Annotated in this window: 11 protein-coding genes, 2 rRNA genes and 1 pseudogene; 6 read left to right on the top strand and 8 right to left on the bottom strand. The window is 53.0% G+C overall.

Going from position 1 to position 15,582, the window contains the following annotated elements; all coding sequences use genetic code 11:
• Positions 1–461 precede the first annotated feature (461 nt).
• The 6 genes from K3T82_RS41235 to K3T82_RS41210 all read left to right on the top strand — a co-directional run bounded on the left by K3T82_RS41235 (position 462) and on the right by K3T82_RS41210 (position 9,039).
• Entirely contained in the window at positions 462–1,706 is a 1,245-nt protein-coding gene (locus K3T82_RS41235) for a GTPase (RefSeq protein ID WP_220199310.1), read from the top strand.
• Positions 1,703–2,497 carry a hypothetical protein gene (locus tag K3T82_RS41230; protein ID WP_220199309.1) on the top strand — a complete coding sequence of 265 codons (795 nt, stop codon included), beginning with the start codon at positions 1,703–1,705 and terminating at the stop codon, positions 2,495–2,497. Before K3T82_RS41235 ends, K3T82_RS41230 begins: the two co-directional genes overlap by 4 nt.
• 109 nt (positions 2,498–2,606) lie before the next feature.
• The gene (locus tag K3T82_RS41225; RefSeq protein WP_220199308.1) at positions 2,607–3,470 is read left to right on the top strand and encodes a prephenate dehydrogenase; all 864 of its coding nucleotides are present in this window, start codon (positions 2,607–2,609) and stop codon (positions 3,468–3,470) included.
• A gap of 752 nt (positions 3,471–4,222) precedes the next feature.
• Positions 4,223–5,698 (top strand): 16S ribosomal RNA (locus tag K3T82_RS41220).
• Positions 5,699–5,766: 68 nt separating this feature from the next.
• On the top strand, positions 5,767–5,961 hold the full coding sequence (locus K3T82_RS41215) for a hypothetical protein (RefSeq protein WP_220199307.1): 195 nt from the start codon (positions 5,767–5,769) through the stop codon (positions 5,959–5,961).
• A gap of 96 nt (positions 5,962–6,057) precedes the next feature.
• Positions 6,058–9,039, top strand: a 23S ribosomal RNA gene (locus K3T82_RS41210).
• Together the 16S and 23S rRNA genes form the textbook arrangement of a ribosomal RNA operon.
• Positions 9,040–9,359: 320 nt before the next feature.
• On the opposite strand, the gene K3T82_RS41205 is transcribed toward K3T82_RS41210, so the two are convergent.
• The 8 genes and pseudogenes from K3T82_RS41205 to K3T82_RS41175 form a co-directional block, all read right to left on the bottom strand.
• Entirely contained in the window at positions 9,360–10,619 is a 1,260-nt protein-coding gene (locus tag K3T82_RS41205) for an ABC transporter permease (RefSeq protein ID WP_220199306.1), read from the bottom strand.
• Positions 10,620–10,636: 17 nt separating this feature from the next.
• Entirely contained in the window at positions 10,637–10,921 is a 285-nt protein-coding gene (locus K3T82_RS48575) for an ATP-binding cassette domain-containing protein (RefSeq protein ID WP_338001105.1), read from the bottom strand.
• Between the two features lie 45 nt (positions 10,922–10,966).
• Positions 10,967–11,487 (bottom strand): annotated as a pseudogene (locus tag K3T82_RS48570) (ABC transporter ATP-binding protein); the annotation flags it as partial.
• A gap of 182 nt (positions 11,488–11,669) precedes the next feature.
• Entirely contained in the window at positions 11,670–12,143 is a 474-nt protein-coding gene (locus K3T82_RS41195; protein WP_220199305.1) for an SRPBCC family protein, read from the bottom strand.
• A 135-nt stretch (positions 12,144–12,278) separates the two neighbouring features.
• Positions 12,279–12,527, bottom strand: coding sequence for an acyl carrier protein (locus K3T82_RS41190; RefSeq protein ID WP_220199304.1), 249 nt, complete (start codon positions 12,525–12,527; stop codon positions 12,279–12,281).
• A 98-nt stretch (positions 12,528–12,625) separates the two neighbouring features.
• Positions 12,626–13,075 carry a holo-ACP synthase gene (gene acpS, locus K3T82_RS41185; RefSeq protein WP_220199303.1) on the bottom strand — a complete coding sequence of 150 codons (450 nt, stop codon included), beginning with the start codon at positions 13,073–13,075 and terminating at the stop codon, positions 12,626–12,628.
• Positions 13,039–14,301 (bottom strand): beta-ketoacyl-[acyl-carrier-protein] synthase family protein, encoded by a 1,263-nt coding sequence (locus tag K3T82_RS41180; protein WP_220199302.1) that lies wholly within the window; start codon positions 14,299–14,301, stop codon positions 13,039–13,041. The genes acpS and K3T82_RS41180 overlap by 37 nt, the downstream gene beginning before the upstream one ends.
• Positions 14,301–15,581 carry a beta-ketoacyl-[acyl-carrier-protein] synthase family protein gene (locus K3T82_RS41175; RefSeq protein ID WP_220199301.1) on the bottom strand — a complete coding sequence of 427 codons (1,281 nt, stop codon included), beginning with the start codon at positions 15,579–15,581 and terminating at the stop codon, positions 14,301–14,303. The genes K3T82_RS41180 and K3T82_RS41175 overlap by 1 nt, the downstream gene beginning before the upstream one ends.
• Between the last annotated feature and the right edge of the window lies 1 nt (position 15,582).

Raw genomic sequence — 15,582 nt, 5'->3', positions numbered from 1 at the left:
CACTATCACAGGTATACGTATATATGGGTGATTGAGGCGTATCTACAATCATGAACCTGAACGCGTTCGGAAATAGCGATAGTGGTTTTCATAGAAAACCTTATTGTTTGGCTATACTGAAGAAGGGGTGTACTTGCCTAGCTTCTTCTGCACAACTGTGAGTATTATCATCTGATGCTTTGGTTTGTCTGGTCGAAAGGCTCCATGTGAGAAGACCGGGAAGGGAGATTTCCGTCTCCTATCCAGGCGTGCTATCCGTGTAATAGATGTTGTTTGCTCTTATGAGCAGAGAAAGTTATAATCAAAAGCATGTGTTTTACATATGCCCTGAACCTGTACTTATAACTGGGACACTTTTCATACTTCTTAAACGAAAATCCGAGCGCACTTGCGCGAGCCGCGAGAGTGGCATTGGTTTTTGTATAAGACTACAAGACTGTATCAGGGAAGGATGAACGAGCGTGGCGAAGCATACATATTCACCTGACGAGAACAACCAGCGCGACGTCATTAAAAAGAAGTTTACCGACACAATCTTAAGTAAAAGCAATCGTCCGTCGACCATACGTGAATTGGGCGTGAGTGCGCTCAAGAATATGCCATCCAACGTCACCATGGTGCAGGGCTTGATGAAAGCCGTGAACTGGAAGCAAGCGCAGATGGATATCCTGGAAGGGTTAAACAATACCGTTGTCATTGTAGGAATGCCCAACACAGGAAAAAGCACCCTTTTCAATCAGATGAAAGGGCAAATGCTCTCGCCGGTCTCTTCTGAAGTTGGAACAACACGCTCCTTGGTGCGAACAGATTTCGGTCCGTTTACATTGGTAGATACACCGGGACACCTCCCTGATGTCATGGAGAGTGGCATGGGGCAGGCAAGTGTGATAGTATTCTTGCTTGATGCTGCCAGAGGGCTTCAGGCTGAGGATCGCGAACTCTATAGCTTGATCAAGAAACTGGACAAGCCAACAATTATCGCGGCCAACAAGGTAGATACCTTACGTGGTGGGGAGAAAGGCGATCAGATCGCGACCGAAATGGCGGTGCTGCTGAATTCTCCTGGTATTATCCCAATCTCCGCCAGAAATGGCAGAAATGTGGCTGAGGAGCTTATTCCCGCCATTATTGATGCTAGCCCTGAAGCCGCGCTCGCTATAGGGCGTGAACTGCCTGCGTATCGTCGACAAGCCGCGCAACGCATTATTCGCAACGCAACCCTTGTCTGCCTAGCTGCTGGGATTGAGCCGATTCCCTTTATAGACATTCCAATCCTACTTGGGACTCAGGCTCGCCTGGTGTTACGCCTGGCCGCGCTCTATGGTGAGCCCATGGATAATGCCGAGTCGCTAAAGCAGGCTCGCGAATTGATTGCTACAATGATAAGTGGGCTGGCCTTCCGCTATCTAGCGGAACAGGTGGCGAAGTTTGTTCCATTTGGCGGAGACTTTGTTGCAGGCGCCATCGCGGGAGCGGCTACATGGTCCATTGGCGAGGTGGCGTTAGAATATTATGAAAACGGCAAACAAATAAAGCCCAGTCGCTTGCAACAGCTCTTCAAGAGTGCATACCTGCGCTTTCGTAAGGAAAAGAAATCAGGAGCGCTACTTGAGGAAGCGAAAGCGGAGCGCGAGCTTGTTGCAAAAGACCCTCTAGTGGTTTTAGATGAGCCGAAAGAAACACTTCGAGAAGAAGGGACGGCATGAGCGAAACGATGCTCTTTCCCTATGATAAGTACAGTATGTTGTCTGGGCCTGTGCCAGGATATTATCCTGCTGGCGATGAGGCTCGGGCACGTCAGATAGCTCAGATCATTGATAAGGCGTGCATACAGTTGGAGCAACTCTTCGGCAAAGCACGCCCTGAGTTCGAGATCCTGTTGCCCACGCCTGATGATCTCTCACTGGCCCCTCATGATGAGGTTGAGGAGGTTGATAGGCCCTCTCCTTATTGGACAGAGGTAACCAGCCCTCCAACGCTTGTGGTTCCGTCTGAAGTCGATATGATTTTTGGCGAAATGACGACGGAAAAGTTCTCTTTTATGTTGTACCATGCTCTGGTGCTGGCATTTTTAGAGAGTGATCCGCGCCCCTGGCCCGAAGATAATCCCTTGTGGGCAGACGAGTGGCAGGTGAAATTCGCGTCCCTCTGGCTTGCACATATATTGGATGGACAGACTGGTATTGTGAATACAGACCTGTATGCTGAATATGATGATATCTTTGAGGTTGAGCCAGATGGCAAAACCCCCGATACGATTCGTGGTTTTGATTGGTATGAAGATACCACACCCGAAGATTATCTCTGCTATCAATTGTTGCTAGAGCGCTTTGCTGCGGATCTGTTGGAAACATATTCAATTGATATTCTGCCACGCTTTCTCGACCTATATCGTGTTGAGCAGGAGAGAGTATTAAGCGATGAAGTGACCACCATGCTTGCTTCAATTTTAGGGGATAGTGGGGAAGCGTGGCTTGAGAATCTGATCTATTTCTAAAGCATTTAAAATGCTTATTTTTACGAATAGATGTGCATGTCGGTATGCCTGAAGGCATACCGTCTTGCGTTTTCATATATAAAGGCTGGCTGCAAAAGAGGATTTGTCTATGTTTAGTCGTGTTGCTATCGTGGGGCTGGGACTGATAGGAGGCTCCATCGGCCTGGCATTACGTGAGTCAGGTGCCGCGCAACAGGTAACGGGCTATGATCTGGGAAGAGGTGTGTCTCAGCAAGCATATAGAGTAGGTGCTATCGATCAGCCATATATGGAGCTGGCAGATGCTGTGCGGGGAGCCGATCTGGTTATCCTGGCGACACCTGTTGGTGCTATTCGCACTCTTCTTCAACAGTTGGCATCAGTGCTGACCCCTGGAGCGGTCGTTACCGATGTTGCCAGTACGAAGGCACAGGTTATTGAATGGGCGGAGAGCTATTTACCTGAAAATGTGTCCTTTGTCGGTGGGCATCCTATGGCTGGAAAAGAACTCACTGGTGTCGAAGCGGCAGATGCTGCCTTGTTTCGCCATCGCATATATTGCCTAACACCAACCACCAGCACACGGCCTATGGCTATGAAGAAGGTCGCTGCATTAGCGGAAGTATTGGGGGCTCGGGTAAAAGTTCTGGAGCCTGAGGAGCATGATAGACAGGTTGCAATGATTAGCCATGTGCCTTTCCTCTCTGCTGTGGCCCTGATTGAGAGCGCGGCGCATAGTCCTACCTGGGGGGATGCGTCTTTGCTGGCATCTAGTGGTTTTCGAGATGCGACCAGGCTGGCGGCGGGGAGCCCCGAAATGTACCGCGATATCTGCCTGACTAATAGTGCGGCTGTTGCAAGTGGTCTTGATGCATATATCTCGACCCTGCAGTCATTACGCCAGCAAATACTGGCCCAAGATGGGACGATTGCTGAGCGTTTTACTGAAGCTCAGCAGGAGCGTTTACACTGGCAGGCTTTGTATGAAGAGTAGTTCTGCCAGAGGATGGTGCTTGATCGCGAAATAGGCCAGAAAGCCTTGCTAAGATGAATGAGGGCAAGCAGCAAGCCTTTTAGAAGCAATTTTTAGAATCTTTCAAAAATTGCTTCTAAAAGGCTTGACTTCATAGTAAAACTATGGCATACTTACCTTCGCTCCGACGACAGGTAAACACCTTACAGAATAGTTGAGCCTGTCACCAAGGATTGCGCCACGCTAAGGTGGCTCGACACGGGATCGTTCAGATCATCTCCCCTTCCCGCGCTGTATGACTGTTGAGGTCATCGGCTTCGTGCTGTCATTTTCCGGCAGCCCGCAAAGAAGGGGCACAACAACGAATCTGAATGAGCTTCGAAAAAGTCACGAAAAAGGGGTTGACAAACCCCAAGCGATATGCGATACTACCGGAGTCGACGGCGAACGAACGAAAACAACGGAAACGCTGCTCTTGTTGGTTCTGCCCGATACAGAGAAAAAAACGCTGATCCATTGAGGTCGGCGGGGACGACGCCCATGCGGCGTCGAGGACTCAAAGACGTACCTGAACAACTCAAGAGTGGAATGCAGATGGACATTGGCCCTTCTTCCAGCGCTCTCGCAAGGGAGCCATGAGAGGAAGGTACACAATCCTGTCAATTCTGCGAACAAGCAAACAAAGAAGCCAAGCACTTCTTTCAGCCTGGACGCAAACTCATTTACACATGTCTCATCTCCGGTTGGGGATGGGTACAGATACATTCACAACTTGAATGGCGAGTTTGATCCTGGCTCAGGATAAACGCTGGCGGCGTGCCTAACACATGCAAGTCGAACGCCCTTGGTAACAAGGGAGTGGCGGACGGGTGAGGAACACGTGGGTACCTACCCCCAGGTGAGGAATACCGGCGAGAAATCGCCGACAATACCGCATATCCTTCGCAAGAAGGAAAGTCCTTCGGGACGCCTGAGGATGGGCCTGCGCCTGATTAGCTGGTTGGTGAGGTAAAAGCTCACCAAGGCGACGATCAGTAGCTGGTCTGAGAGGATGGTCAGCCACACTGGGATTGAGAACGGCCCAGACTCCTACGGGGGGCAGCAGTGAGGAATTTTCGTCAATGGGGGCAACCCTGAACGAGCAACGCCGCGTGCAGGAAGACGCTTTTCGGAGTGTAAACTGCTTTTCTGAGGGACGAGAACGGACGGTACCTCAGGAAGAAGCCCCGGCTAACTACGTGCCAGCAGCCGCGGTAATACGTAGGGGGCGAGCGTTGTCCGGAGTTACTGGGCGTAAAGGGCACGCAGGCGGTCCTGTAAGTCTGTTCTGACAGCTCCTGGCTCAACCGGGAGAGGCGAACGGAAACTGTGGGACTTGAGGACTTCAGAGGGACACGGAATTCCGGGTGGAGTGGTGAAATGCGTAGAGATCCGGAGGAACACCAAAGGCGAAGGCAGTGTCCTGGGAAGTACCTGACGCTCAGGTGCGAAAGCCAGGGGAGCGAACGGGATTAGATACCCCGGTAGTCCTGGCCGTAAACGATGACCACTAGATGTGGGGGGTATCGACCCCCTCCGTGTCGAAGTAAACACAATAAGTGGTCCGCCTGGGGAGTACGGTCGCAAGATTAAAACTCAAAGGAATTGACGGGGACCCGCACAAGCAGCGGAGCGTGTGGTTTAATTCGATGCAACGCGAAGAACCTTACCAGGTCTTGACATGTGGACGAAGCAGTGGTAATGCACTGTGCTCTTCGGAGCGTTCACACAGGTGCTGCATGGCTGTCGTCAGCTCGTGTCGTGAGATGTTGGGTTAAGTCCCGCAACGAGCGCAACCCCTACTGCCTGTTATAGGTTTCAGGTGGGACTGCCCGAAAGGGAGGAAGGCGGGGATGACGTCAAGTCAGCACGGCCCTTACGACCTGGGCGACACACACGCTACAATGGCCGGAGACAAAGGGAAGCGAACCCGCGAGGGGGAGCCAAGCTCAGAAAGCCGGTCTCAGTTCAGATTGCAGGCTGAAACTCGCCTGCATGAAGGAGGAGTTGCTAGTAACCGTAGGTCAGCACACTACGGTGAATACGTTCCCGGGTCTTGTACACACCGCCCGTCACACCACGAAAGTCGGCAACACCTGAAGCCGCCAGGCTAACCCTTTGGGAGGCAGGCGTCGAGGGTGGGGTCGGTGATTGGGGTGAAGTCGTAACAAGGTAGCTGTACCGGAAGGTGCGGCTGGATCACCTCCTTTCTAGGGAGAGTTGTTTCTCGCCACAGCGCGAGGAACCATCCCAGGTCGAACAGGAACCTGTGGTGCTGATGTTGAAAGCTGCTTCCACTCTTGAGCGGTTGAGCGCTTCGTCGTCCCTCTTCGTGAGGGACAGATGGGTCTCACCCGAGCACCTTGAACAACTGAACATGTTTCCTTCAATTTTGCTGAGCGAGCACGCTGTGCCTGCTGCTTTCTTCGAGCTCTTTCGGGAGCGAGAAGCGAGCGACCTGCGCGAGCGCTGATCGCTGACAGTGAACATGAAGACCGAATCCCAACAACAAAGGGTAGATACACACTAACGACAATTCTTCACATTCGGCGAAGAAAACGGCAAGGCAGAACAAGCGACAGAGAGTACGAGGTGGATGCCTTGGCGCTGAAGTCCGATGAAGGACGCGGAGACCGGCGAAACGTTCAGGGGGAGCTGCATCCAAGCCATGATCCCTGAGATTCCCAATGGGGCAACCCCTCCAGAGTTATGTCTGGAGACCCACCGTTGAACACATAGACGGTGTGGAGGATCGTGGGCGAACTGAAACATCTCAGTAGCCTGCGCAAGAGAAATCAACCGAGATTCCCGTAGTAGTGGCGAGCGAACCGGGAGGTAGCCCAAACCATCACGTCCTCGGACGTGGCGGGGTTGTAGGACTTCCATCAACACCATACTGACCTTACTTGAAGGCATTGGAACGTGCCACCAGAGGGGGTGAGAGTCCCGTAGAGGTCGGGGGCAGTACGGTGGGAAGAATCCTGAGTACCACGAGACACGTGCAATCTTGTGGGAAGCTGGGGGGACCACCCTCCAAGGCTAAAGAGCTTCAGCGACCGATAGCGAACAAGTACCGTGAGGGAAAGGTGAAAAGGACCCCGAGAGGGGGATGAAAGAGACCCTGAAACCACGTACTCACCAGCAGTCAGAGGCCACTCTTCCATGAGGAAGTAAGGGCTGATGGCGTGCCTTTTGTAGAATGATCCGGCGAGTGCATCGCACGTTGCGGGTTAACCAGCGCTAAAGCTGGGGAGCCAGAGGGCAACCGAGTCTGAATAAGGCGTGCGTGTAGCGGCGATGCGACCCGAAACCGTGTGAGCTATCCATGAGCAGAGTGAAGCGGATGTAACAGTCCGTCGAGGCTCGAACCCACCAGTGTTGCAAAACTGGGGGATGACTTGTGGATAGGGGTGAAATGCTAATCGAACACGGAGATAGCTGGTTCTCCCCGAAATGTATTGAGGTACAGCCACCCGAGAGAACTATCCTGGAGGTAGAGCACTGAGTAGGCTAGGGGCCCTGTGCGGGTTACCAACCCTAACCAAACTCCGAATGCCAGGACAGGATGCGGGTGAGTGAGACGGCGGGGGCTAAGCTTCGTCGTCAAAAGGGAAACAGCCCAGACCATCGGCTAAGGGCTCAAAATCGATGCTCAGTGTCAAAGGGGGTCAATGCGCCCAAACAGCCAGGATGTTGGCTTAGAAGCAGCCATCATTTAAAGAGTGCGTAATAGCTCACTGGTCGAGTGCAATGGCACCGACAACGTACCGAGGCTCAAGCATCGTCCCGAAGCCATGGAACCTTCTCTTTACGAGGAGGTTGGTAGGGGAGCGTTCCTGTGGCAGAGAAGCCAGATCGCAAGGACTGGTGGAGCGGCAGGAAGTGAGAATGCCGGAATGAGTAGCGCAATATCTGCGAGAACCAGATACACCGAATGCCTGAGGGTTCCTGGGCAACGTCAATCGTCCCAGGGTGAGTCGGGACCTAAGCCGAGGGCGTTAAGCCGTAGGCGATGGAAAGCAGGTCAGAGATTCCTGCACCGCACAGCTTCGTGATGGAGCAATGGGGGGACGCGGTAGGGAAGGTGAGCCGGTCGAATGGACAGGACCGGTGCCCAGCCAGAAGCGCGTGACCGAGGCAAATCCCGGTTGCGAAAGCGTGACTGCTGGGCCGAGCGCCCGCGAGGGTGCGGAAGTCATCGGAGCCCAGGCCGCCAAGAAAAGCCTCTCGCCAGAAGACTGTGCGCCCGTACCGCAAACCGACACAGGTAGGCAGGGGGAACTCTCCCCAGGTGATCGAGCGACCCTCTGTTAAGGAACTCGGCAAATTGACCCCGTACCTTCGGAAGAAGGGGGGCCTGAGTAGCTGTCTCTTGGTAAGACAAGAGGTGGTGAGAAGGCTGCAAAAACGAGGCCCAAGCGACTGTTTACCAAAAACACAGGTCTCTGCGAACGCGAGAGCGGAAGTATAGGGGCTGACTCCTGCCCAGTGCCGGAAGGTTACGAGGAGTGGTGAGCGTAGCCACGAATCTAAGCCCCGGTGAACGGCGGCCGTAACTATAACGGTCCTAAGGTAGCGAAATTCCTTGTCGGGTAAGTTCCGACCCGCACGAAAGGAGAAACGACTTGGGCACTGTCTCGACAGAGGACTCGGCGAAATTGAAGTACCCGTGAAGATACGGGTTACCCACGACAGGACAAAAAGACCCCGTGGAGCTTTACTACAGTTTGGCCTGGAAACGAAGTATGGTGTGCGTAGGATAGGTGGGAGCCGAGGATTTCGCCCTTGTGGGGGCGGAGGAGGCAGCAGTGAAATACCACTCTCACCATGGTTTGTGTCTCACACGCATCCGTGAGCCGGAGCGTGAACAGGGCCAGATGGGTAGTTTGACTGGGGCGGTCGCCTCCCAAAGAGTAACGGAGGCGCCCAAAGGTTCCCTCAGGGTGGATGGACATCACCCTCTCAAGAGTGTAAAGGCACAAGGGAGCTTGACTGCGAGGCAGACGCGCCGAGCAGGGACGAAAGTCGGGCTTAGTGATCCCACATTCCCGAGTGGAAGGAGTGTGGCTCAACGGATAAAAGCTACCCCGGGGATAACAGGCTTATCTTGCCCAAGAGTTCACATCGACGGCAAGGTTTGGCACCTCGATGTCGGCTCGTCGCATCCTGGGGCTGGAGTAGGTCCCAAGGGTTGGGCTGTTCGCCCATGAAAGCGGCACGCGAGCTGGGTTCAGAACGTCGCGAGACAGTTCGGTCTCTATCCGTCGTGGGCGTAGGAGAAGTGAGGGGAGTCATCTTCAGTACGAGAGGACCGAGATGGCTTGACCGCTGGTGTGCCAGTTGGGGGGCCTCCCCCAGAGCTGGGTAGCTACGTCAAGAAAGGAGAAGCGCTGAAAGCATCTAAGCGCGAAGCCGACCCCAAGACGACTTGTCCCACTCTTTCTTCGGAAGGAGTCAAGATCCCAGGAAGAAGACCTGGTAGATAGGCTGCGCGTGGACGACTGGTAACAGGCGAAGCGGAGCAGTACTAATGATCGTACGGCTTGTTGCCACCAACGTGTGTACGTGTATGATCCTGTTGGGAGTGGTTCTCATGGGCTGCTGTGAAGGGAGAAGCGCACGTGTGGGAGGCAGGCAGGAGCGTGGCTCAGCAAAATTGAGGGAAACATGATTGAGTTGGTTCGAGGAGACAAGAGGGTTCCGAGGTCGCAGCGCGACATCGTGAACTCTTTTTTGTGTTTTGGAAGCCTTAAGTTATTGTGATTCCAGGTGAATCATTGTAGGCGCGACAACCCCCATGCAACATACATCGCATGGGGGGTTGTCTAAAGAACACGCGCAAAGTTGTCGGGAGGGGTTTGCGTGAAACATTTACGCGCTTTGTTCCTGAAATCGGAAAAGGCGTAGCGCGAGCAGAAAGCAAATCAAACCATAACCGAGCAAACCAAGAACATTAAACTGTATCTCAGCCAGGCTCTTCCCAAAGATCATAACCCCGTTTAGTCCCTCAATTGCCCAGGCCGTGACTCCAATCTTGGCAATTTGCTGCATCCATTGAGGTTCTGACCATAGCGGCCACCATGATCCGCCAATCGCGGAGGTGACAAGCGTCGTAAGTGTAACTACCGGAGTGAGCTGGCGGCGCGACTTAACAATGGAGACGAGCAACATCCCCAGTCCAGTGGTCGCAAAGCTGGTACTGATTAGTAACAACCCAATTGCTTGCCAGGAGCCAATATTGAGCTTGAAGACCCAATAGCCTATTGTGAAGAGAACAGTTAGTTGTAGTAGTGTGAGCAGAAATTGCGCTACAAGCTTTCCGCCGAGCAGAGCATAACGAGGCACAGGTGCAATCAGCAGACGGCGAAACGTGCCTTCTTCCTTTTCTTGAAGAATAGTTGACGCTGCCGAGTTCAGGCCAAAGAGTGCGAAGAGCACCGAAAAGCCCGGCAACAACTGGTCAAAGTTGCTGCTTTTGGGAGCGTTCCCTGTCGTCAGTGTCTGTATGAGCGTAGTATTCTTGCTAGTCTGGCTGGCTTCTCCTATCGATTTACTGATAGCTTCAGGCTTGATCGTCGCATAGTCACAGGCGTTGCCTGGCTGTTTACAGAGTGCCTGTATCTCTTGTACTGCGGCGCTACCTGCGTACATAGCGTTGATCTGGTTATTAAGCACATTAGTAACGATCTGCTGGGTAAGCGAGATGCGTTGATCATTACTATTGGGACGCGTGTAGAACTGCACGATATTGCTGACACTTTTGCTCTTACTAGCGGCGTCTTGCAGCTTCTGAGTGGTACCAGACGGTATAATAATGCCCGCAACGGCCTTTTCATCTTTAATACTCTGCAAGACATTTTTAGTAGAGCTATACGCTTTAATGTCAATAGTGAAGCTGGCGTTTGCACTCTGGAGCGCTTTAACGATGGTCTCTCCAAGATGTCCACTATCTTGATTGCTTAAAGCGACGGTGAAAGCGATTGGATTGCTGTTGTTACCGAAGGCATTTCCGAAGGCGCTTCCCATGATAGTGATCAGGAGTAATGGAACAAGCAGCAGCAGGATTAACGAGTGCTTATCCTTTATGACTTGTAATAGATCTTTCTTCGCTATATGCCAGAGAGTTCTCATGAGAATATTCTTTCACTTCAGTCTCGTAGTGTTTTGCCTGTGAGCTGGAGGAAGAGTTCTTGTAAGCCCCTCGGGCGCTGAATGGCGCGCTCAGGCTCCAGCAGAGAAAGCAGTTGGGGCAATGTGCCTATGGCGATGATGCGCCCTTCGTTCATGATCGCAATACGCTGACAGAGACGTTCCGCTTCTTCCATATAATGCGTTGTGTAGAGAATGGTGGTACCCTGCTCGCGAAGCCGTTCAATAGTCGTAAAGATGTGCTCTCGCGACTGAGGATCAACGCCCACGGTTGGTTCATCCATAAGTAGGAAAGCAGGGTGATGCATCAAGGCAATGGCGATATTAAGGCGACGCTGCATACCCCTGAGAAATGCTTTGGTGAGTCTTTGCGTCTGTCATATAAGCCTACAAAGTTGAGCACCTCGGCGGCACGCTTCTTCAGTGGGTCTGTTGGAATGCCATACATCTTGCCGAAGAAGATAAGGTTCTCAAGCGCGCTCAAGTCACTATAAAGAGCTAACTCTTGCGGAACGACGCCTATCAGATACTTTACGGCACCGGCCTTCTTCTTGACCGAGTAATTGCGTATATAAGTATCACCAGAGCTTGGTTGTAAATAACCGCACATCATATTGATGACAGTACTCTTACCCGCACCATTAGGTCCCAGGAGGCCAAAGATTTCCCCTTTGTGAATGCCGAATGTTACGCTCTTCACTGCTTCGAACTTGCCATAGCGCTTTGCTAGACTTTGTACCTCTATTTCGGCAACATTTCGCCTGTATATGGTGTTGGGGATACGATTTAGCTTGAGAGTCGCATCAAACACTATAGAACTCCTTCCGTTCTCGCCAGCTCTTCCCCACATCCTCAAATCCTCTATATATACCGGGCTGGTCCTCCTTGCCATCTTGCATTCTATCTGTCATAGCTATCCTATTAGCGCAAAGATTCAAAGCTGAAGCCGGATGCGCTGGAGAGAAAACAGCGCCGTTTTCTCTCCTATTGCGCACCGAACTTCGTTAGTGCTTTGCCCTGCGATGAGTCCGTTTAGCGCGTTGCATCTGCCGTCAGTTTTTCAGCCTGACCAGACTCGATCTTTTCTTTGATATTCTGCTGATTCTCGCGCGTATGGGCGTTCATGCGCTCCAGCACGGTCGGCAGAGGGGTATCATATTGAGGGTCCATCTCGAAGTCCTGGGTCCAGGTCATCTTTGTACCCTCAGGAGCAGCTTCATAGGCCCATTTCAAGTGCATATACTTGAAGGGATAGAGCGGCTCCTCGCGCTCGGCGATGGCGACGAGTTCTTTCTGGTCGAGCAAGCGCCATGAGCGCCAGGTGTTACCTTCGGCATTGGTAAGCTGGAAGGTCAGTCGAGTATAGCGGCCCTCAGTTTCGCTCTCAAGTACCTTTGCCCCATGATATTCGTTGAAGAGCACGGGCCAGCGCTCGATGTCATTGGTGATCTCGTAGACGGTACGTGGGTCTTTGTTGATGATGATGCTGTTTTGAATGCGTGGCATTGTTTTTCCTCCAATTTAAATTACACTTCTTATGTGAAAACCTGAGCGCATTGTGCTCGCCGCGACCAGCGGCGCCGTGCCCCCATATGAGGGTTGGTTTTCGCATAAGACCTTCGATACTTGTACAGATTTGGGTTATGAAACTGCGACCTGATTGTCCATAAGCGTCAGGACGAACTGCTCTACCTCGCCAAAGGTGTGTAGCTTGCCGAGCGCGGCGTCATCAATGGTGAGGGGGAGGCGCTTTTCGAGTGCGACCGCCATTTCGACAATTTCGGTCGAGTCCATATCAAGGTCTTCTTTCAAGCGCGTCGAGGTGTTGATCTTTGCGATATCGATGTGTAAGTCCTGCATAGCGTGTAAGAGTTCAGCGCGGACGTTCATGTTCGCATCCCCTTTCTACTAATCCTTTAAAACCTAAGAAGTTGCCCTAGGTGCCCTATCGATGGGATAGAGCACCTATGTTACCCTGTTTTTGTGTGTTATGAGGCGATAACACTGGCGATAGCTATGCCTGCATCGTGTGAGATGCTAAGCATCAGGCGGGTATATCCCAACCTCTCAAGCGCGACCTGTGTTCGCCCGGAGAGTTTAATGTATGGTTCGCCATACGTGCCATTCAGAATCTCAATCTCGGTCCAACCAGCTATCTCACCCTGGCTCGCAAGGATCTTCTTGACAGCTTCTTTTGCGCCAAAGCGGCCTGCGAGCGAGCGCCAGCGATAGTCTGCCCCATTCTGACAGGCGTGGCGCTCCTGGGCCGTGAAAAGTCGAACCAGGATGCGTTCACCCCAGCGTTGGTGAATCTCCTGCATGCGCTTGATTTGCACAAGGTCGATTCCGATAGCCTGGGCCGCTGGCATGATGGTTAGCGGCTGAATGGCTGGCATGTGTGCTACGCTGCTGTGGGCCATGCGCTCACTACTAGACATGCGTTTACCCCTCCCAGTCCTCGCGAGACAACAAGACTGTTTCGGTAGGACTCTACTTTCTGTGAACTGCCGCGCACGAAGTTCAGGTCGAAGCCAGGTGCGGGCTGATCCAGGTTAGCGGTTGGTGGGAGTTCCTGGCGAGCCATTGCGCGCAGCGCTAGAGCTACGTCTGTTGGGGCTGCCGCGCCCAGCATGTGCCCAATCGCTGACTTGGGAGCCGTCACCGGGATTTGACGGCTGCGGTTGCCAAAGGTGTCGCGAATGGCGTACACTTCGGTCATATCTTCGACCGGGATACCTGAACCGTGAGCGAAGATGGCATCGATGTTATTCGCTTCCAGTGCTGCATGGCGCAAGGTTTTCTGCATGGTCTTGGTCAGGACATAGCCATGCGGCTCCACGGTATAGAAGGGGATATACCCGTCCGTGCCAACCGCCCAACCTTTGAGCTCACCATAGATAGTTGCTCCACGCTTACGTGCGTGCTCAAGCTCTTCCAGGATGAGGAAGGCACTACCCTCGCCCACGACGCTCCCAGTATGCCTGCGATCAAAGGGGCGATATGCGCTCTCTGGCTGTTTGTTTCCATGACGAGTGAGATAGCCACCAGTCTGGCAGCAGAGCCACGCGTAGGGGGAGAGGGGAGCCTCGGTTCCACCCGCGATCACGACATCAGCCTGCCCACGACGAATGACATCCGCGCCATGCATAAGCGCATAGGCACCGCTAGCGCGGTCCGAGACAAAGGTGCGCGCCGGACCCTTGATGCCAAGATTGATGCATATGTTGCCCTGTGGAGCGGCAGGGAACCAGGCTGTGGCCTGGTAAGGACTGACTTCTCGAACTCCATCGCGCCAGAGTTCGCGGAGCTCGCGCTCGGCGAACTCCCAGCCACCCAGGACATTGCCTACGGTAACGGCGACGCGATCCGGGCGCACACCTTCTTCGTCATTGATCGTCAGACGAGCGTCTTCAAGCGCCTGATTGACCGTTGCTAGCGCGAGATGGGTAAAGCGATCTGTACGCTTTACGGTGCGTGGGGGAAGGGCCTGTTGCGCATCGAAGTCATTGGCCTGTCCCGCTACCTGACACTGGTAGCGCGAGGCATCGAAGCGGTTGATAGTTTGTGTGCGTGCTTCACCCGAGATTGACAGGTCCCAAAGCTTGTCCAGACCTATCCCCGCCGGTGTGATACACCCTATCCCTGTGATAACGACCTGTTTCATTACTTTTCTCCTGAAGCTGATCTGATGACCATGGAAGCGTGTAGGCCAGCGAAACCACTGGCATTGGTAAGGATAGTATCACCATCCCAGGGGCGGCCCTGATTAGGAACGTAATCGAGGTCGCATTCTGGGTCGCGCTCTTCATAGTTGATCGTCGGGTGAATGTACTTGCGTTCGATACTCAAAGCACAGGTAATAACCTCAAGGGCACTCGCCGCTGAGAGGGCATGCCCCTGCATTGATTTGGTGCCATTGATCGGAACATTGTAGGCATGATCACCTAGCGAGAGCTTAATGGCACTCGTCTCGCAGGTATCGTTCTGCCTGGTTGAACTGGCATGGGCGTTGATGTAGTCTATGTCTGTGGGCTTGATACCGCTCTGCTCAATGGCGTTATTAATGGCGCGTGAGAGGTCATCTCCATCCGAGAGCAGATCGGTCATGTGTAGCGCGTTGGAGGTGTTCGAGAAGCCTGCTATCTCGGCGTAGATGTGTGCGCCACGTTTTTTCGCGTGCTCCATTTCCTCCAGAACGAGAATGCCGCAGCCTTCCGCGAGCACGAAGCCGTCGCGCTGAGCGTCGAAGGGACGTGAGGCGTGTTGTGGCTGGTTGTTATGCCGTTGCGAGAGGCAGTGAATGACCTCGAAGGAGGCGATTGTGACAGGTGTGATAGGGGCTTCACTTGCGCCTGTGAGCATAATGTCCGCATCGCCATTCTGAATAGCTTCAAAGGCATAACCAATGGCATCGAGCCCGCCAATGCAACCCGTTGAAAGCGTCACACAGGGGCCTTGTAGCTCCATGAGCGCTGAGATGAGAATGCCTGGCGTGTTCGACATCGATGCCAAGTATAGGTCTGGATTGACCTTGGCTGGATCAATCTCTTCGCGTCCCAGGTTCGTTACCTTAATAAACTCTGATTCCATCTGGCGTGTGCCACAGATGGCGGTTGAGAGTGCGATGCCTGCGCGGTCATGATCGATGGCTTTAACATCAAGCTGGGCATCTTCAACGGCCTGGAGTGCGCCAGCGACCGCGAATTGAATGAAGCGATCTAGCTTTTGTACTTCACGTGGAAGCCCTGACTGAGTGGGATCAAAGCGATCTGCCTCGGAGATAACCTGCGAGGAGAATTGAAAATTCTCAAACAATTGGCAACTGGTCACCTCTGAGAGATGTTTTGTCGCGCTCTTCCCGGAGGAAAGGCCCTGCCAATACTGTTCTTTACCGATACCAAGCGGACTGACAACACCCAGTCCGGTCAAAACAACTTTGCGCATA

This window comes from Ktedonospora formicarum (genome assembly GCF_016587355.1).
Taxonomy (GTDB): Bacteria; Chloroflexota; Ktedonobacteria; order Ktedonobacterales; family Ktedonobacteraceae; genus Ktedonobacter; species Ktedonobacter formicarum.
The sequence above is the reverse complement of the archived record's forward strand: the minus strand, read 5'-3'. Positions and strand labels throughout refer to the sequence as shown.

Coding starts and splice junctions, on each gene's coding strand:
- K3T82_RS41215 (WP_220199307.1), top strand. CDS start 5,767: ATGTTGAAAGCTGCTTCCACTCTTGAGCGGTTGAGCGCTTCGTCGTCC.
- K3T82_RS41205 (WP_220199306.1), bottom strand. CDS start 10,619: ATGAGAACTCTCTGGCATATAGCGAAGAAAGATCTATTACAAGTCATA.
- K3T82_RS41175 (WP_220199301.1), bottom strand. CDS start 15,581: ATGCGCAAAGTTGTTTTGACCGGACTGGGTGTTGTCAGTCCGCTTGGT.
- K3T82_RS41195 (WP_220199305.1), bottom strand. CDS start 12,143: ATGCCACGCATTCAAAACAGCATCATCATCAACAAAGACCCACGTACC.
- K3T82_RS41225 (WP_220199308.1), top strand. CDS start 2,607: ATGTTTAGTCGTGTTGCTATCGTGGGGCTGGGACTGATAGGAGGCTCC.
- K3T82_RS41190 (WP_220199304.1), bottom strand. CDS start 12,527: ATGAACGTCCGCGCTGAACTCTTACACGCTATGCAGGACTTACACATC.
- K3T82_RS41230 (WP_220199309.1), top strand. CDS start 1,703: ATGAGCGAAACGATGCTCTTTCCCTATGATAAGTACAGTATGTTGTCT.
- acpS (WP_220199303.1), bottom strand. CDS start 13,075: ATGTCTAGTAGTGAGCGCATGGCCCACAGCAGCGTAGCACACATGCCA.
- K3T82_RS48575 (WP_338001105.1), bottom strand. CDS start 10,921: ATGGATGAACCAACCGTGGGCGTTGATCCTCAGTCGCGAGAGCACATC.
- K3T82_RS41180 (WP_220199302.1), bottom strand. CDS start 14,301: ATGAAACAGGTCGTTATCACAGGGATAGGGTGTATCACACCGGCGGGG.